At 61.6% G+C, this 17,672-nt stretch carries 17 protein-coding genes; 11 read left to right on the forward strand and 6 right to left on the reverse strand.

The window, feature by feature from the left end; translation table 11 throughout:
* Positions 1 to 74 precede the first annotated feature (74 nt).
* Together HX783_RS20405 and HX783_RS20410 are read left to right on the forward strand one after the other, a co-directional pair.
* Entirely contained in the window at positions 75 to 494 is a 420-nt protein-coding gene (locus HX783_RS20405; protein WP_159960113.1) for a polyribonucleotide nucleotidyltransferase, read from the forward strand.
* A gap of 9 nt (positions 495 to 503) precedes the next feature.
* On the forward strand, positions 504 to 1,397 hold the full coding sequence (locus tag HX783_RS20410) for a cation diffusion facilitator family transporter (protein WP_159960115.1): 894 nt from the start codon (positions 504 to 506) through the stop codon (positions 1,395 to 1,397).
* On the opposite strand, the gene HX783_RS20415 is transcribed toward HX783_RS20410, so the two are convergent.
* Positions 1,394 to 2,413 (reverse strand): DUF6515 family protein, encoded by a 1,020-nt coding sequence (locus HX783_RS20415; protein ID WP_177018048.1) that lies wholly within the window; start codon positions 2,411 to 2,413, stop codon positions 1,394 to 1,396. The two genes, HX783_RS20410 and HX783_RS20415, sit on opposite strands and share 4 nt — an antisense overlap.
* Before the next feature lie 443 nt (positions 2,414 to 2,856).
* On the opposite strand from HX783_RS20415, the gene HX783_RS20420 reads away from it, so the two are divergent.
* Complete coding sequence (locus HX783_RS20420) at positions 2,857 to 3,336, forward strand: Lrp/AsnC family transcriptional regulator (protein ID WP_003194418.1); 480 nt, start codon at positions 2,857 to 2,859, stop codon at positions 3,334 to 3,336.
* A 204-nt stretch (positions 3,337 to 3,540) separates the two neighbouring features.
* Complete coding sequence (locus HX783_RS20425) at positions 3,541 to 3,750, forward strand: DUF2788 domain-containing protein (RefSeq protein WP_025858220.1); 210 nt, start codon at positions 3,541 to 3,543, stop codon at positions 3,748 to 3,750.
* Here HX783_RS20425 and HX783_RS20430 read toward each other — a convergent pair.
* The 4 genes from HX783_RS20430 to HX783_RS20445 all read right to left on the reverse strand — a co-directional run bounded on the left by HX783_RS20430 (position 3,745) and on the right by HX783_RS20445 (position 10,226).
* Positions 3,745 to 4,380, reverse strand: coding sequence for a pseudouridine synthase (locus HX783_RS20430; protein WP_256347219.1), 636 nt, complete (start codon positions 4,378 to 4,380; stop codon positions 3,745 to 3,747). The genes HX783_RS20425 and HX783_RS20430 overlap by 6 nt on opposite strands.
* A 71-nt stretch (positions 4,381 to 4,451) precedes the next feature.
* Positions 4,452 to 5,924: an AMP nucleosidase gene (gene amn / locus HX783_RS20435; protein ID WP_024077553.1), complete on the reverse strand. Its 1,473-nt coding sequence runs from the start codon at positions 5,922 to 5,924 to the stop codon at positions 4,452 to 4,454.
* 184 nt (positions 5,925 to 6,108) lie between these two features.
* Positions 6,109 to 7,758: an acyl-CoA dehydrogenase family protein gene (locus HX783_RS20440; RefSeq protein ID WP_177018049.1), complete on the reverse strand. Its 1,650-nt coding sequence runs from the start codon at positions 7,756 to 7,758 to the stop codon at positions 6,109 to 6,111.
* 89 nt (positions 7,759 to 7,847) lie between these two features.
* Complete coding sequence (locus HX783_RS20445; RefSeq protein WP_177018050.1) at positions 7,848 to 10,226, reverse strand: hybrid sensor histidine kinase/response regulator; 2,379 nt, start codon at positions 10,224 to 10,226, stop codon at positions 7,848 to 7,850.
* Positions 10,227 to 10,512: 286 nt separating this feature from the next.
* Here HX783_RS20445 and HX783_RS20450 point away from each other — a divergent pair, with 286 nt between their 5' ends.
* From HX783_RS20450 to HX783_RS20465, 4 genes are all read left to right on the forward strand, one after another.
* Positions 10,513 to 11,310 carry a hydroxymethylpyrimidine/phosphomethylpyrimidine kinase gene (locus HX783_RS20450; protein ID WP_159960125.1) on the forward strand — a complete coding sequence of 266 codons (798 nt, stop codon included), beginning with the start codon at positions 10,513 to 10,515 and terminating at the stop codon, positions 11,308 to 11,310.
* A gap of 19 nt (positions 11,311 to 11,329) precedes the next feature.
* Positions 11,330 to 11,959, forward strand: coding sequence for a thiamine phosphate synthase (thiE, locus tag HX783_RS20455; RefSeq protein ID WP_119740910.1), 630 nt, complete (start codon positions 11,330 to 11,332; stop codon positions 11,957 to 11,959).
* 11 nt (positions 11,960 to 11,970) lie between these two features.
* Positions 11,971 to 13,254: a glutamate-1-semialdehyde 2,1-aminomutase gene (gene hemL, locus HX783_RS20460; RefSeq protein ID WP_010174801.1), complete on the forward strand. Its 1,284-nt coding sequence runs from the start codon at positions 11,971 to 11,973 to the stop codon at positions 13,252 to 13,254.
* A 224-nt stretch (positions 13,255 to 13,478) separates the two neighbouring features.
* The gene (locus HX783_RS20465) at positions 13,479 to 14,033 is read left to right on the forward strand and encodes a tetratricopeptide repeat protein (RefSeq protein WP_177018051.1); all 555 of its coding nucleotides are present in this window, start codon (positions 13,479 to 13,481) and stop codon (positions 14,031 to 14,033) included.
* A gap of 128 nt (positions 14,034 to 14,161) precedes the next feature.
* Here HX783_RS20465 and HX783_RS20470 read toward each other — a convergent pair whose 3' ends face one another.
* On the reverse strand, positions 14,162 to 14,488 hold the full coding sequence (locus tag HX783_RS20470) for a DUF1820 family protein (RefSeq protein ID WP_003194436.1): 327 nt from the start codon (positions 14,486 to 14,488) through the stop codon (positions 14,162 to 14,164).
* Positions 14,489 to 14,619: 131 nt separating this feature from the next.
* Between HX783_RS20470 and miaB the strand changes: the two genes are divergently transcribed.
* The 3 genes from miaB to ybeY all read left to right on the forward strand — a co-directional run bounded on the left by miaB (position 14,620) and on the right by ybeY (position 17,631).
* Complete coding sequence (gene miaB / locus HX783_RS20475) at positions 14,620 to 15,948, forward strand: tRNA (N6-isopentenyl adenosine(37)-C2)-methylthiotransferase MiaB (RefSeq protein WP_159960131.1); 1,329 nt, start codon at positions 14,620 to 14,622, stop codon at positions 15,946 to 15,948.
* Positions 15,949 to 16,178: 230 nt separating this feature from the next.
* Positions 16,179 to 17,180, forward strand: coding sequence for a PhoH family protein (locus HX783_RS20480; RefSeq protein WP_159960133.1), 1,002 nt, complete (start codon positions 16,179 to 16,181; stop codon positions 17,178 to 17,180).
* Positions 17,173 to 17,631 (forward strand): rRNA maturation RNase YbeY, encoded by a 459-nt coding sequence (gene ybeY, locus HX783_RS20485; protein ID WP_159960135.1) that lies wholly within the window; start codon positions 17,173 to 17,175, stop codon positions 17,629 to 17,631. Before HX783_RS20480 ends, ybeY begins: the two co-directional genes overlap by 8 nt.
* The last annotated feature ends 41 nt before the right edge of the window (positions 17,632 to 17,672 follow it).

A 17,672-nucleotide genomic window follows, 5' to 3' on the forward strand; every position in this document is an offset into this window, starting at 1 on the left:
CTCCCACATTGGATCATCGTCGTCCGGTGGATCTGGCTTATAGTTTCGTATCAACCGTGTTCAGGAGAGTCTTCATGCGTATCGCTTCCCGTGTTATCGGCGGTGTCCTCGCCGTCACCCTGCTGAGCCAATTGACGGCCTGCGGTTCGATCTTCTACCCGGACCGCCGTGGCCAGATCGACGGCAAGATCGACCCGGCCATTGCCGTGCTCGACGCCGTGGGCCTGCTGTTCTATGTAATCCCGGGCCTGATCGCGTTCGGCGTCGACTTCGCCACCGGCGCGATCTACTTCGAGCCGGGCAAGACCGCCCAGGTCGCCCCGGAAAAACTGCGCGAAGCCATCGGCGCCGACGGCAAGGTCGACAACGCCAAGCTGCAAACCATCATCCAGAAAGAAACCGGCCGCACCTTGCCGCTGGACGATCCACGCATGATCCAGTTCAAGGGCAGCGTGCAACAGCTGGCTTCCCTGGGCCTGCAACCCGCTGCTTAAGGACCGTTCATGACCAGCAGTCCCGAACACGCCAGGCTCTTGCGCCTGGCCACACGCGCGTCGGTGGGCGTGGCGTGTGCGTTGATTATCACCAAGGCCATCGCCTGGTGGTTCAGTGGCTCGGTGAGCATGCTCGCCGGGTTGACCGACTCACTGCTCGACGGCGTGACCTCGCTGCTGAATTTGCTCGCGGTGCATTACGCGCTGCGCCCGGCCGATGATGATCATCGCTATGGGCATGGCAAGGCCGAGTCGCTGTCGGGCATGGCTCAGGCGCTGTTTATCGCCGGCAGTGCGGTGTTGATCGCGTTCCAGGCGTACCAGCGCTTGCAGCATCCGGAACCGGTCGGCGCGCCGTGGCTGAGCATTGGCGTGATCGTGTTTTCGCTGGTGATGACGGTGGCGCTGCTGATGCTGCAACACCGGGTGATCCGCGAAACCGGCTCCAACGCCGTGCGCGCAGATTCGCTGCACTATCGCTCGGACTTGATGCTCAACGGCAGCATCTTGGTAGCACTGGTGTTGGCGGGTTTAGGCTTTCATCAGGTGGACGCGTGGTTCGGCCTGGGGATCGCCGCGTACATCTTGTGGAGTGCAATCCAGATCGCCCGGGAAAGTTTTGCGGTGTTGATGGACGAAGAGCTGCCGCCGGATGTGAGCCAGCACATGCTGGAGCTGGCGCGGGGTGTGCCGGGCGTGTTGGGTGCGCATGACCTGCGCACGCGGATTTCCGGCAGCCACTGGTTTGTGCAGCTGCACCTGGAATTGCCGGGGGAATTGACGCTGTCAGTGGCCCACGGCATCAGCGACCAGGCCGCCGATGCCATTCACGCCGCCTACCCGCGCGCCGAAGTGCTGGTGCACGCCGACCCGCGGGAAGTGGTCACCGGTAACAAGGCCTAGTACTGCACCTGATAGCCACGGCTGGTCAGGCAGTTGCCCTGGGCCTGGCGGTAGGTTTGCACCACCGCCGGGTCCGGAGCGTAGGTGACGGTGCGTGGGTCGAACCCGCTTTGCTGCACGGCCCAGCGATAACAATCGTAACCGTCCTGCTGCACCTGAGCCGGTGATTGGCCGTTGGCCGGGTAGGCCGTCACGTCATACCCGTTGCCCTGCGGCGCGGGTTGCGGCGCCGGCACTTCGGTTGGTGGCTGCACCACCACGTATTGCTGGGTGGCGCTTTCGTAGGTGTAGTAGGAACCGGCTGCGAGGAAAAACAGCGCGCTGCCCACCCACACTTCCCGCGCGTAGTCCGGCAGGTATTGCACGCGAATGCCATACGGCGGCGTCACCACCACGTAGCGCGGGCCTTGCGGGCGATACCAGTAGCCGCCGGAGAAGAAGTAATCCTGGCCACGGTAAGGCACGCGGTAATTGCGGTCGGGGAAACGGTCGACGATGTAGCCCGGGCGGTATTGCGGGCCTGGGCCCCAGCCGTTGCCGTGCCCATTCGGGCGGCCCGGCCAGTGGTTGTCATTGGGGTGGCCATTGTTGAAGCCGCCACCAGGGCGCGGGCCGGGGCCATTGCCGCCCTGCCAATGCGGGTTGCCATCGTTGCGACGTGGGATGTCCTGGTAATAGCCCTGGCGCGGTTCCTGGGTTTGCCGAACCGTGTCCGGACGCCCCTGGATCGGCAGGTTATTCGCAGGCTGCGGCGCTGGCCGAGGCTGCTCGGCATTTTGCGGGCGACCTTGCCACTGCCCGCCGCCATGGGGCTGTTGCTCGGCGCGGTCGAAATGCTGGTTTTGCGGATGCGGCTGGTTGTTTTCCGGGCGCGGCTGTTCGTTGCCTTGCCGCCCGCCCTCCGGACCTCTTTCATGCTGACCGCCGCCTTCAGAGCGCGGGTCGTCGGCCATCACTTGCGTGCCGACGGTAACCATCAGCAAACCTACACCTGCCATACGCCAGATGCGCTTCATGCTATTCCTCACTGCGGATAAGGGCCTAGAACGTCCGGCCTCATAGATGAGACTGGAAAAGCCTCGCCCGGTTCTGAGACAGGTTATCAGTCACGAGAAGTATTTTTTCGGCAAAACGCGCAGGCAAAGAAAAAGGGGTGACCCGTCGGCCACCCCTTGAGAATTTCGTCCTTGCTCAACGCTTTTGACGTTGGCTCACCTCACGCCGTCTTGTGGACAGTGTGCAGCCTGGAGGCCGGCTCAACCCTGCTGGGGCGGCGGCCGCAACGGGCCTGATTGGGCTCGCTGCAAGTGGACTGTTGTCCAGGCGGTGATTCTGTTGGTAATCATAGGCTCGCCGCACCGGCAGATGATTGCGAAGATTGCGTCAATAAACAGTGCTTGCGCAATTTTTAACCCTTCATAGATAATTCGCCGCAATAGTTACGACAAAGGCCAACCCAATGAGCAAGCTTGACCGATACGACCTGAGTATTTTGGCGGAATTGCAGCGCGACGCGAGGATCTCCAACCAGGAGTTGGCCGAACGCATCGGCCTGTCGCCTTCGCCCTGCTCGCGCCGGGTCAAGCAGCTTGAAGACGATGGCTACATCGCGCGCCAGGTCGCGCTGCTCGACCGCAAGATGCTTGGCTTGAGCCTCACGGCCTATGTGCTGATCGGCATGGACCGCCATACACCCGAGCGTTTCGAAAACTTCGAAGCGGCGATCCGCACCCTGCCGCAGGTGCTGGAATGCAGCTTGGTGACCGGGATGGATGCTGACTATCAGTTGAAAGTGGTGGTGCCGGACATGGATCACTACCAGAAACTGCTGCTGGGGCATTTGACCCGTATTGAAGGCGTGACCAGCGTGCGCTCAAGTTTTGTGCTCAACCAAGTGCTCAACAGCACCGAATTGCCGCTGACCCACCTGCGTACCTGATCTCAAGCACAATGAAGATCCCCTGTGGGAGCGGGCTTGCTCGCGAAAGCGATCTGTCAGTCGACGAATATGTTTCTGATACACCGCATTCGCGAGCAAGCCCGCTCCCACATTTGGGCTGCACTTCGATTCAGGTCAATATTGCGTCTGTAACGCTGCCGTATACTTGCCCGCCTGCCCTGTCGGAAGAAGCCCATGAACAACATCGACCCCGCCCTGTTCGAAGAATGGATGATGACCGGCCTGGTCACCCTCCTGATCATTTTCATGGGCTTCATCGTCTGGGACCTGGCGAAGAAATCCAAGGCCGGGCGCTTTGGCTCGTTCATCCTGTTCTTCGTATTGGGCCTGGGCGTGGCCGCGTTCATCATCAAGAGCGTAGTGATCGGCCTGATCGAGTCCGGCGCCTTATAAACGCGCCGGTACTTCCTTCCATTGGCCCTGGTCCAGGCCATCAATCGACCAGTCACCAATGCGCACGCGCACCAGACGCAAGGTCGGCAAGCCCACCGCCGCGGTCATGCGCCGCACCTGGCGGTTACGCCCTTCACGAATCACCAGCTCCAGCCAGTGCGTGGGCACACTTTTGCGAAAACGCACGGGTGGGTTACGCGGCCACAGTTCAGGCTCGTCCAACGGGCGTGCCTCGGCAGGCAAGGTCATGCCGTCGTTAAGCTCCACACCGTCGCGCAGGCGTTGCAGTTGCTCCTCGGTGGGCTCGCCTTCGACTTGCACCCAGTAGGTTTTTGCCAGCTTGTGCTTGGGGTCGGCAATCCGCGCCTGCAACTGGCCATCGTTGGTCAGCAGCAGCAGGCCTTCGCTGTCACGGTCCAGGCGCCCGGCCGGGTAGATGCCGGGGATGTCGATAAAATCCTTGAGCGTCGCGCGCCCGCCTTCGTCGCTGAACTGGGTCAGCACGTCGAAGGGTTTATTGAACAGGATCAACTTCGGCTCGGCCGGTGGCGCCTTGGCGACGCGACGTGCAGCGGAGTACGTAGGTTTCACGCCAGGGCGGCGCGCATCGGGACGGGTGGGACGGGACATGGCAAAGGAACATCTAACGGTCAGGACCGACAATGCTAGTGGCCTGACCGCTAAATGACCATCCCAACCGCTTAGCGGAACGGCGGCTCGTCGAAGCTGCGCAGTTTGCGCGAGTGCAGCGAGTTGAGTTCGGTGCGCAACAGGTCGACCGCCTCGATGCCGATCTTCAAGTGCTGGCTGACCGCACGTTCATAGAACGCGTTGGCCGAACCCGGCAGCTTGATTTCACTGTGCAGCGGTTTGTCCGACACGCACAGCAACGTGCCATACGGCACCCGCAAACGGTAACCCTGGGCGGCGATGGTGCCGCTTTCCATGTCCACGGCCACGGCGCGGGACAGGTTGATCAGCGGCCGTTCCTGAGCCCAGCGCAGCTCCCAGTTGCGGTCGTCGTAGGTCAGCACGGTGCCGGTACGCAGGCGTTTTTTCAGCTCTTCGCCTTTCTCACCGGTGACGTTCGCCGCCGCTTGTTGCAACGCCATCTGCACTTCGGCCAGGGCCGGGATCGGGATGTTCGGCGGCACCACGCGGTCGAGAATCCCGTCGCGGCGCATATAGGCGTGGGCCAGTACATAGTCGCCGATGGTCTGGGATTGGCGCAGGCCGCCGCAGTGACCGATCATCAGCCAGCAGTGCGGGCGCAGCACGGCCAGGTGGTCGGTGATGTTCTTCGCGTTGGACGGGCCGACGCCGATGTTCACCAGGGTCACGCCGTGGCCGTCGCTGGCTTGCAGGTGGTAGGCCGGCATCTGGTAACGATGCCAGACCACGCCCGCGGCAATGGCCGAGGCTTCGCCGTGGTCCATGCTCTTGTCGATGATCACGTTGCCCGGCAACACCATGCGGATAAACCGTGGGTCGCTGCGCAATTGCTCCAGGCCATGCAGGATGAACTGGTCGACGTAGCGGTGGTAGTTGGTCAGCAGGATCCACGGCTGCACATGGCGCCAGTCGCTGCCGGTGTAATGCACCAGGCGGCGCAGGGAGAAGTCCACGCGGGCGGCATCGAACAGCGCCAGGGGCAGCGGGTCGGTGTTTTCCCAGTCGTAGAGGCCATCGGCAATGCCGTCGGTGGCGGCGGACAGGTCGGTGCTGGGGAACACGCGCGCCAGGGTCGCGGCGGTGACGCCGGAGCCGGCCAGTTCATCGCCCTGCTCGACTACGTACGGGTACGGAATGTTCTGTTGGCTCACGCCGACTTCGACCGTGACGGTGAAGTCGTGCATCAGCGGCACCAGTTGTTCCAGCAGGTATTTACGGAATGCTGCCGGATGGGTGACGGTGACGCTGTAGGTGCCCGGCAGTTGGACCTTGGCATACGCGCGGGTGGTCTGTGGGACTTCGCCGTGGCAGTGGTAGGTCAGCCGCAGTTCCGGGTAGCGGAACAGTGCGCGTTGTTCGGCGTCGGGCTCGACGCGGTCCTTGAGGTATTGCTTGAGGGCTTGATTGAGCGCGCCGGTAGCACGCTCATGAAGAGCCGCCAGCCGATCCACGGCTTCTTCGGCGGTTTGAACGACAACAAAAGCTTCGGTCACGGTAAGCATCCTGTGTTCTGACTTGCAGGCCTTTATCTTGCCTGTATCCCAGCCTCACTGAAACAGTCGGATTGGAATGCGGTGAATATGTGGGAGCGGGCTTGCTCGCGAATACGGTGTATCAGTCACATACTTAATAACTGACAGACCGCATTCGCGAGCAAGCCCGCTCCCACATTTTGACCGAGTTTAGTCAGAGGTTTGGGGTCGAGCGGGCGACGATCGCCTCAACATCCACGCCACGCGGCAAGGTGCCATACACCCGGCCGGACGACTCACCCAAGCGGCTGGCAATAAACCCATCACTGACCGCCGCATTCCCGGCCTCCAGCAACAGCTTGGCCTGCAGCGCCACGGCAATGTCCTCGGTCAGTTGCCGCGCACGGTATTGAATATCCTGGGTATCCATAAACGCCGACTTGAGCTGCTCGATATGCCGCGCCAACGGCTTGTCGCCATGCCCGTCACCCAGTTCGACAAACAGCGTCTCCAGCACGCCCGGCTCTTTCGACAGCGCCCGCAGCACGTCCAGGCACTGCACATTGCCGGAACCTTCCCACGTCGAATTCACCGGCGCCTCACGGTACAGGCGCGGCAGGATACTGTCTTCGACATAGCCGGCACCGCCCATGCACTCGGCGGCCTCGTTGATCATCGCCGGCGCGCGCTTGCAGATCCAATACTTGCCCACCGCCGTCACCAGCCGGGCGAACTTGGCTTCCTGCTCGTTATCGAGGTGGTCCAGCGCGCGGCCCATGCGCATGCTCAAGGCCAGCGCAGCCTCGCTTTCCAGCGCGAGGTCGGCCAACACGTTTTGCATCAGCGGCTGTTCGTTGAGAATGCGGCCACCGACCATACGGTGCGCGCAATGGTGGCTGGCCTGGGTCAGCGCCTGACGCATCAAGGCGCTGGAGCCGACCATGCAGTCGAAGCGGGTCATGGCCACCATTTCAATAATGGTCGGCACACCACGGCCCTCTTCGCCGATCATCCAGGCCAGGGCGCCGCGAAACTCCACTTCGCTGGAGGCGTTGGAGCAATTGCCGAGTTTGTTTTTCAAGCGCTGGATGTAGAACTCGTTGCGCGTGTCGTCCGGACGGTGCCGAGGCAGCAGGAAACAGGTCAGGCCTTTGTCGGTCTGCGCCAGGGTGAGGAATGCATCGCACATCGGCGCCGAGCAGAACCACTTGTGCCCCACCAACTCATAGGCTTGCCCGGGGCCGCCCGCGCCTACCGGATACGCACGGGTGGTGTTGGCGCGCACGTCGGTGCCGCCCTGCTTTTCGGTCATGGCCATGCCGATAGTGGCGCCAGCCTTGTGGGCGATGCCGACATTGCGCGGGTCGTATTCGGTGTTGAGGATTTTCGGCAGCCAGGTCTGCGCCAGGTCCGGTTGCAGGCGCAAGGCCGGTACGCAGGCGAAGGTCATGGTCAGCGGGCAACCGGTGCCGGCTTCGGCCTGGCTGTGCAGGTAGGTCATGGCGGCGCGGGCCACGTGGGCGCCGGACTGCGGATGCGCCCACGGCAGCGACGGCAGGCCATGTTCGACGGCGGTGCGCATCAACTCGTGATACGCCGGGTGAAACTCCACCAGGTCAATGCGATGGCCATAACGGTCATGGCTGTTGAACACCGGTTTATTCTGGTTCGCCAGGAACCCTGCTTCCATCAACGGCCCGCCTGCCAGCGCGCCATAGGCATCGATACGCGCCTCGGCCCAGCCGGCGCCAAAGCGGCGCGACCACTCTTGCAGCGGCAAGTCGATGCGGTACAGGTTGGTGCCGTCCAGGGACGGTGGCTGGTTGGTGACGTCGTGGGTTTCGGCGAACGGGTGCAGGTTCATGGCAGGCCTCCTGGAAAAAGGCCACGTACAGTTGAGGCCAGAATTTCAGTTAAGCACCGTCACAGGGGTTAAAAAAGTGGCATACCTGCCTAATGTTCGGCGCTTTCGCCCTCTAATGGGCACAGTAAACGGCACTCCAGTACGGCCTGCAACGCGTCAAAACGCACGGGTTTGGCGAGCCGGTCGGTGATTCCGATGCCATGGCAGCGCTCACGATCCGACACATTCAGTGACGCACTCAGGGCGATCACCGGCAGTTCACCGCAACCGGGTAAAGCACGAATCTGACAACACAACGAGAAACCGCCTTCAGGCACATCCAGCAGTACCGCGTCGAAGGTTTCATTCTGCAAGAGCGCCAGCGCGGAGGGCCCGTTGTCCACCGTTTTCACCCGGTAGCCCAACTTGAGCAGCATGCCGCGCACCGCCAGTTGGCCCACGCTGTTGTCGTCTACCAGCAGCACCGTGCATTCATGGGGCGCGCGTTGCGTGAGGGGGTCATGGGGCTGCGCTTTTGGCTCGGGCGGCAGCGGATTCACGCTCACATCCAGCTGAAAACGGCTGCCCTTGCGTGGCTCGGAATGATGAGTCAGGCGCCCACCCAACAGCTCGATCAGTTGTCGGCAAATCGCCAGGCCGATGCCCAGGCCGCCGTATTCGCGGGTCGTCGAGCCGTCCACTTGGAAGAAGCGCTGGTACAGCGTGGCCTCGTCGAGGAAAGCGAAACCGATACCGCTGTCGGTCACGATAAAGCTCAGGCGCAGGCTGCCGTCGCTGTGTGGAACACCCACCACACGCACGCGTACGGACCCGTCATGGGTGAACTTGAAGGCGTTGTCGAGCAGGCAGTCGAGGCACTGGATCAGTTTGCCGGCGTCGCCGATCACGCGGTCCGGCAGCTCATCCGCGACGTCGATGGAAAATTCCAACCCTTTGCTCTGCGCACTGGCGTTGAACTGCTGGCGCAAGGTGTCGAGGGCGCCGCGCAAGCTGAACACCTGCGGCTGGGCTGTCAGGCGCCCGGCTTGCAATTCGGTCAGGGTGAGAATGCCGTTGACCATACGCATCATGTCCCGCGCCGAGCCGGCGGCGGTTTGCTGGTACTGCGCGAGATCGTCGTCCAGCGGCACGGTTTGCATCAACTCCAGTGATCCGATTACGCCGTTCATCGGCGTGCGCAATTCGTGGGTCAGGGTGGCGAGGAATTCGTCCTTGAGGCGGTTACTGCGCGCGAGCTGCTGGTTGAGCACTTCGAGTTTCTGGCTGGCGTCGAACAGGATCTGCGCCTGCTGCTCACGCATGCCATTGATACGGTCTGCCAGGGCCAGGGACAGCAGCGCCACTTCGATGGCCGAGCCGAGCTGGCTGGCGTACATGGTGAGGAACATATTTGGCAGGTAGCCCAGCACCATCATCGTGTTGACCACCCCGCCCAACAGGAATGCCGACCAGGCGATGATGAAATAGCGCGCCATGCGCTGGCCGCAATACCAGGCTTTGATGGCGGCAATAAAGATGGTCACGGTGAACACCAGCGCCAAGCCGGTAGCCAGGCGCAGGGCCACGGCATAGCTGGTCAGCAGCGCCAGCACCATCACCACCGCGCCGCAGGCCGCCAGCGCAAGCAATAGGCGGTCGAGCCAACGGCTGTGTTGCGCGGTGTGCAGGAAGCTGCGCGCAAACAGGCTGCCGAACAGCGCCGCCGACCCGATCAGGAACGGCACCGCCGCATTCGCCCACCACGGGTTGTTGGGCCAGAAGTACTCCACGGCCACGCCATTGACGGATAGCTGATAAAGGCCGAACGAGGCGATATAGAGGATGTAATAGAGGTAACTGGTGTCGCGCACGCTCAGGTAGATGAACAGGTTGTAGACCAGCATCCCCAGCAGTACGCCATAGATGGCACCCAACACATACAGGCGCAGCGGTTGTTCTTCCAGATAGGCAGTGCCGGCCCAGAGCGTCAGCGGCGCCTGGATCGAGCCTTCGCTTTGCAGGCGCAGGTACACCGTTTGTTGCTGGTCGGGCACAAAGTTGAGCTTGAACAGGTAGTTGCTCTGGCGCACTTCGCGGCTGGCAAAAGGCAGTGCGCTGCCGGTGCGCGTGGTCAGCCGGTAATTGCCGGTGCCGTCGTTCTGGTACAGGTCCAGGCGGTTCAGCGGCGGGTACGCCAATTCCAGGAACCAGGTACGCGGCGCGCGCGCGTCAGTGGCGGTGTAATGCAGGTCGACCTTGAGCCAGAACACCGAGCGCGAATAGCCGGCATTGAGGGTGGCTTTATCATGGGCCTTGAACTGGGCGGCGTAGGCGGGGGAGCTGACTTGGGCGATGGTGAGGGCGTCGGTGGGGTCTTCGAGCACTTGCATGACGCGGCCCAGCGGCAGGCTTCGAGTGCTCTGATTGAACTCGACGGCGCCGGCGAACATCGGCAGCCAGCACAAAAATAAAATCAGCAAATAGCGCATAGAGCCCCAGCGTGGCCTGTCCGGTTAGGTCAAAAGCCCCCCATTCCTTTTGAGTAGACGTAAACCGGCGATATCGTAAGTTGTTTGGATCCACTCTAGCATAGCCGCTAGAGGCCATTAGACACCATTGATAAAATTTTTTGAAAGGCTCTGGGACGAGGCTTTCAGCGAATTTTCGAACACCGCTCGATGCTAGCAAACCGCCACAATCCCACGTAAACATTGACGCAATTGAACCTGCGCCCGACGGCCACGCAAAAAGCGTTTGGTGGTAAGCTCGCGCACCATGAATATCTACAGCTCTCGCCCTGTTGTTCTCTGTCTCTCCGGCCATGATCCCAGTGGTGGCGCCGGCTTGCAGGCAGATATCGAAGCCCTGCTCGCCCAAGGCTGTCATGCGGCTCCTGCCGTTACCGCCCTGACCGTGCAGAACACCGTCAATGTCAGCGATTTCCGCGTGCTCGACCGCGAGTGGGTACTGGCCCAGGCCAATGCCGTGCTCAGCGATTCCGAAGTGGCGGCGGTCAAGCTCGGCATGCTCGGCTCTACCGCGATGGTCGACACCGTGGTCGAGCTGCTGCAGGCGCACCCGCACCTGCCGGTGGTCTGCGACCCGGTGCTGCGCGCCGGTGGCGGCGGCAGCCTGGGCAAGGACGAGGTCGGCTACGCGATGCGCGAGCGGCTGTTGCCGTTGTCGCTGATCGCCACGCCCAACCTGCCTGAAGCGCGCATCCTCGCCGAACTGCCTGAAGGCACGGCGGACGAATGTGCCGAGAAGCTGCTGCCGTTTATCAAGCACCTGCTGATCACCGGCGGCCATGGCGACGAGCACCAAGTGCACAATCGCCTGTACAGCCGCGACGGCACGCGCCAGACCTTTACCTGCCAGCGCCTGCCCGGCAGCTATCATGGTTCGGGCTGCACGCTGGCGAGCGCACTGGCCGGTCGTATCGCCCAGGGCGAAGGCCTGGTCAGCGCTGTGCAATCGGCGCTCAACTACACTTGGCGCACGTTGCGTGACGCCGAACAACTCGGCCAGGGCCAGTTCGTGCCGCGCCGTTTGCCGCTGGATTTCTGCTCTTAAAGCAAAAGAGGCCTGCCCGATGAAACTACGTGGCCTGTATGCCATTACCGACAGCCAACTGTTGGCCGGCAAATTCCTCGCTTACGTCGAAGCGGCGTTGGACGGCGGCGTGACCCTGCTGCAGTACCGCGACAAAAGCAGCGACGAAGCCCGCCGCCTGCGTGAAGCCGAGAAGCTGCGAGAGCTGTGCTCGCGCTACAAGACCCAGCTGATTATCAACGACGACGCCGAACTGGCTGCGCGCCTGGGCGTCGGCGTACACCTGGGCCAAACCGACGGCCCGCTGACCCCGGCCCGTGCGTTGCTCGGTTCCAAAGCGATCATCGGCGCCACCTGCCACAGCCAGATCGAACTGGCCGAACAGGCCGCCAAAGAGGGCGCCAGCTACGTCGCCTTCGGGCGCTTCTTCAATTCCAACACCAAGCCCGGCGCACCCGCCGCCACCGTTGAAATGCTGGCCCAGGCCCGCGCGCGTTTGCAGCTGCCGATCTGCGTGATCGGCGGCGTCACCCTGGAGAACGCCGAACCCCTGGTGGCCCACGGTGCCGACCTGCTCGCCGTGGTGCACGGCCTGTTTGGTGCCGACAGCACCCAGGAAGTCACGCGCCGCGCCCGCGCCTTCAACGATCTTCTTAAAATTTCAGTTTAGAGAGCCCGACCATGTCCCGTTCCGAAACCCTGTTTGCCAATGCCCAAAAACACATTCCCGGCGGTGTGAACTCCCCCGTGCGTGCGTTCAAGAGCGTGGGCGGCACGCCGTTGTTCTTCAAGCATGCCGAAGGCGCCTACGTCACCGACGAAGATGACAAGCGCTACGTCGATTACGTCGGTTCGTGGGGCCCGATGATCCTCGGCCATAGCCACCCGGACGTGCTCGACGCAGTGCGCCAGCAGCTGCAGCACGGCTTGTCCTACGGCGCACCGACCGCCATGGAAACCGAAATGGCGGACCTGGTCTGCTCGATCGTACCGTCGATGGAAATGGTGCGCATGGTCAGCTCCGGCACCGAAGCCACCATGAGCGCGATTCGCCTGGCCCGTGGTTTCACCGGCCGCGACAGCATCATCAAGTTCGAAGGCTGCTACCACGGCCACTCCGACAGCCTGCTGGTGAAAGCCGGTTCCGGCGCGCTGACCCAAGGCGTACCAAGCTCGGCCGGTGTACCGGCGGCCTTCGCCAAGCACACCCTGACCCTGCCGTTCAACGACATCGCCGCCGTCGAGCAGATGCTCAGCGAAGTAGGCCAGGAAGTCGCGTGCATCATCGTCGAGCCGGTCGCCGGTAACATGAACTGCGTGCCGCCGGCGCCGGGCTTCCTCGAAGGCCTGCGCGAGCAGTGCGACAAGCACGGCGTGGTGTTGATTTTTGATGAAGTAATGACCGGTTTCCGTGTCGCCCTCGGCGGCGCCCAGGCTCACTACGGCGTTACACCGGACCTGAGCACCTTCGGCAAGATTATCGGTGGCGGCATGCCGGTGGGCTGCTTCGGCGGCAAGCGCGAAATCATGCAACACATCGCGCCACTGGGCCCGGTGTACCAGGCGGGCACGTTGTCGGGTAACCCGCTGGCCATGGCTGCCGGTTTGACCACGCTACGCCTGATCAGCCGCCCGGGCTTCCACGCCGAGCTGACCGACTACACCACTCGCCTGCTGGACGGCCTGCAACAGCGTGCCGATGCGGCCGGCATCCCGTTCGTGACGACCCAGGCGGGCGGTATGTTTGGCCTGTACTTCAGCGGCGCCGACGACATCGTCACCTTTGATGACGTGATGGGCAGTGACGCCGACCTGTTCAAGCGCTTCTTCCACCTGATGCTGGAAGGCGGTGTTTACCTGGCACCGAGCGCTTTCGAAGCCGGTTTTACCTCGATCGCCCATGGTGACGCAGAGCTGAAACTGACCCTGGATGCTGCCGAGCGCGCCTTCGCGGCCCTGAAATAAACGGCCAATCCGTCTGACGTTGCCCTTGGTGGCGTCAGATTTGCTACTTTGCTTACAGAGACTTCCTAAGTTTTACGAGAAATTACCTGCAATTGGGCAGATAACTTGCCCACGCAGCAGAAAAACGAGTAAAGACTTTGTAAGCAGAGGCCTGCTTATTTCATAATGCGCGCTTATTGGACCCCCGAGGGTCCGCGCGCCCCGTCAGAGGTAAGTCGATTCCCATGAAACGCACCGGCCGCACCCTGGTTCTGGGCTGCCTGTTGCTCCTTCAGCCGCTGCTGGCACATGCACAAGCAGGCGGCAACTCGTTGTTAATCCCAGCGATGGGTCGTTGCACCCTCAATACCCAGCCAGACAGCCAGGCCGAAGCCCTGAGCGCGTGCCAGAAACAGGCCGATGGCGGGGATGCGCAGGCGCAATACGAGTTGGGCGAGTACTACCACGACGACAAAAACCCCGCCCGTGACCTCAACAAAGCCTTGAGCTACTTCGAGAAAGCTTCGTTGCAGGGCCACGCCCAGGCGCAATTCCAACTGGGCAACATGTTCTTCAAAGGCGAAGGCGTGCCGGCCAATAACGTCCAGGCCTACATCGTGCTGAAAATGGCTGCGGTCAACGGCGCCGAAGACGCGCTGGACACCGCCGACGAAGTCGCCGAACACATGCAGCGCGATGAATTGGAAGTGGCGACCCAGGTGCTGGGCCAGATCTTCCGCAATTACCTGCAGGAATTGCAGAGTGCCGATGGGCGCTCGCCGTTCTCGCCCCTGCCCTGAATCTTCAGTGCCTTTGAAGGCCTCTTCGCGAGCAAGCCCGCTCCCACATTTAATTGCATTCCAAATTTGGAACTCGGTCGAATGTGGGAGCGGGCTTGCTCGCGAAGGGAGCGACGCGGTCTAACGCCCTACTTCTCAGGCATCGGCATCGGAAACGGCATCACATTGCTGGTGCCACGCGCTTCACTGATCTTCGGCGTGCCCAGGCGCTCGACTTCATCGATGCGCACAATCGAATGCATCGGCACAAAGCTGCGCACCACGCCTTCAAACTGCGCCTTGAGCTTTTCTTCGCCCGGATCGACGACCAACTGAGTGCGCTCGCCAAAGACGAACTCTTCCACTTCCAGGAAACCCCACAGATCGCTTTGATAGATCTGCTTGGCGTACATTTCGAACACCTGGCCCTGGTTAAGGAAAATCACCTTATAGATTGGAGCTTCACGTTTGGTCATGGTGGGCGGATAACACATCGGGGATATAAAAGAGGGCGCGAACTATAGCATGGCACCCGATGCACAACGCTAGGAACCAATGGACATGCCCCCTATAATGCGCGGTTCTTTACCACCAGTTGACGATTCCCATGGCCAAGAAGCTTTACATCGAAACCCACGGTTGCCAGATGAACGAGTACGACAGCTCGCGCATGGTCGATCTGCTGGGCGAACACCAGGCCCTGGAAGTCACCGCCCGCGCCGAAGATGCCGACGTAATCCTGCTCAATACCTGCTCGATCCGTGAGCGGGCCCAGGACCGTGTCTACTCTCAGCTGGGCCGCTGGCGTGAATTGAAACTGGCCAACCCGGACATGGTGATCGCCGTCGGCGGTTGCGTGGCCAGCCAGGAAGGCGCCGCGATCCGCGACCGCGCGCCGTATGTCGATGTGGTCTTCGGCCCGCAAACCCTGCACCGTCTGCCGGAAATGATCGACGCCGCGCGCATCACCAAGCTGCCGCAGGTGGACGTGTCGTTCCCGGAAATCGAAAAATTCGACCACTTGCCCGAGCCGCGCATCGATGGCCCAAGCGCTTATGTGTCGGTGATGGAAGGTTGCAGCAAGTACTGCACGTTCTGCGTGGTGCCCTATACCCGTGGTGAAGAAGTCAGCCGGCCATTTGACGACGTGCTGTCGGAAATCATCCACCTGGCCGAAAACGGTGTGCGCGAAGTGACGCTGCTGGGCCAGAACGTCAACGGCTATCGCGGGCAGACCCACGACGGGCGCCTGGCTGACCTGGCGGAGTTGATTCGCGTGGTGGCCGCCGTTGATGGCATCGAACGCATTCGCTATACCACTTCGCACCCGCTGGAGTTCTCCGACAGCCTGATCCAGGCCCACGCCGAGGTGCCGGAGCTGGTCAAACACCTGCATTTGCCGGTGCAATCGGGTTCGGACCGCATTCTGTCGGCGATGAAGCGCAACCACACTGCCCTGGAATACAAATCCAAACTGCGCAAATTGCGCGCGGCGGTGCCGGGTATCTGCATCAGCTCGGACTTTATCGTCGGTTTTCCTGGCGAGACCGAGAAAGACTTCGAACAGACCATGAAGCTGATCGAGGACGTCGGTTTCGACTTCTCCTACTCGTTTGTCTACAGCCAACGCCCAGGCACGCCGGCAGCCGACCTGGCGGATGACACGCCCGAAGCGCTGAAAAAAGAGCGCCTGAATGCGCTGCAGCATCGTCTGAACCAGCAAGGCTTCGAGATCAGCCGACAAATGGTCGGTTCGATCCAGCGCATCCTGGTCACCGACTATTCGAAAAAAGACCCGGGCGAGCTGCAAGGCCGTACCGAGAACAACCGGATCGTCAACTTCCGCTGCGACACGCCCACCCTGATCGGCCAGTTCGCCGATGTGCACATTGATGCGGCGCAACCGCACTCGTTGCGCGGGTCGCTGGTCAACTGATCGCTCTGACCTGATGAAGATCAAAATGTGGGAGCTGGCTTGCCTGCGATGACGGTGAGTCAGCCAATACAACTGGCACTGATACACCGCTATCGCAGGCAAGCCAGCTCCCACAGTGGATCTTCAGGGTTCTTGAGATCGAAACCAGCCCATTTAAGTGCTTTCGCACCTCGGCCACTGGCGTTATCCTCTCTTTCACCTCAACAGCCAAAGGGCGGCTAAAAGCGACCTTGAACGCACCCATAGAACCCCATCGTTTTCTCCTCGAGCCGTTTGAGGCTCGCCGTTTCGCCAACCTGTGCGGACAGTTCGACGAGCACCTGCGCCTGATCGAACAACGCCTGAGCATCGAGATCCGCAACCGCGGCAATCAGTTCGAGCTTATTGGTGAACCCCAACACACCACGTCTGCAGAAAACCTGCTCCGCCGCCTCTACCGCGAAACCAAGGGTAGTGAGCTGTCGCCGGAGACCGTACACCTGTACCTGCAGGAATCGGCGGTGGAAGATTTGGCCAACAACCCGGTGGCTGAAGCCAGCGTGGCCCTGCGTACCAAAAAAGGCATGATTCGCCCACGCGGCTTGAATCAGCAGAAGTACGTCAAGGAAATCCTCGGTAACGACATCAACTTCGGTATCGGCCCTGCCGGCACCGGCAAAACCTACCTGGCCGTGGCCTGTGCGGTGGACGCGCTGGAGCGCGAGCAAGTACGCCGCATCCTGCTGGTGCGCCCGGCGGTCGAGGCCGGTGAGAAGCTCGGCTTCCTGCCCGGCGACCTGGCCCAGAAGATCGACCCGTACCTGCGCCCGCTCTACGACGCGCTGTACGAGATGCTCGGCTTTGAATACGTGGCCAAATTGATCGAGCGCCAGGTGATCGAGATCGCCCCGCTGGCCTACATGCGTGGCCGTACGCTGAACAACAGCTTCATCATCCTCGACGAAAGCCAGAACACCACCGTCGAGCAGATGAAGATGTTCCTGACCCGTATCGGTTTCGGCTCCACCGCCGTGATCACTGGCGACGTCACCCAGGTCGACCTGCCCAAGGGCACTAAATCGGGGCTGGCGCAGGTGATTGAAGTGCTCAAGGACGTGCCGGGCATCAGCTTTACGCACTTCATGCCCAAGGACGTGGTGCGCCACCCGCTGGTGCAGCGCATCGTCGAGGCCTACGAGCGTTTCGACCACAAGGACGACGCACCCGCCAAGGACGTTCGCCGCGATGCTTGAGCTTGACCTGCAGTTGGCCACCGAAGCGCCCGCCCCCAGCGAAGCACAGTTCCGTCAATGGTGTGCCCTGGCCCTGCGCCAGCGCACCGCCGACTCGGAGCTGACCATCCGTCTGGTGGACGAGCCCGAAGGCCGTGAACTGAATCACACATGGCGCCAAAAGGATTACGCGACCAACGTGCTGTCCTTCCCCGCCGACGTACCGGATGAGTTACTGGATATCCCGTTGCTGGGCGATCTGGTCATCTGTGTCGAAGTGGTGGAACGCGAAGCCAGGGAACAAGGCAAGGAACTTGAGGCGCATTGGGCCCATCTAGTCATCCACGGCTGCTTGCATCTCTTGGGTTACGACCATATAGACGATGACGAAGCCTTGGAAATGGAAACACTGGAACAAACGTTGCTTGCTGAATTGGGTCACCGCGACCCGTATGCAGACGACGAAAACTGAAACTACACCTTACTGACACAACAAAGGATTTAGAGTAATCG

It is taken from the genome of Pseudomonas sp. D2002 (genome assembly GCF_013385735.1).
Taxonomy (GTDB): Bacteria; Pseudomonadota; Gammaproteobacteria; order Pseudomonadales; family Pseudomonadaceae; genus Aquipseudomonas.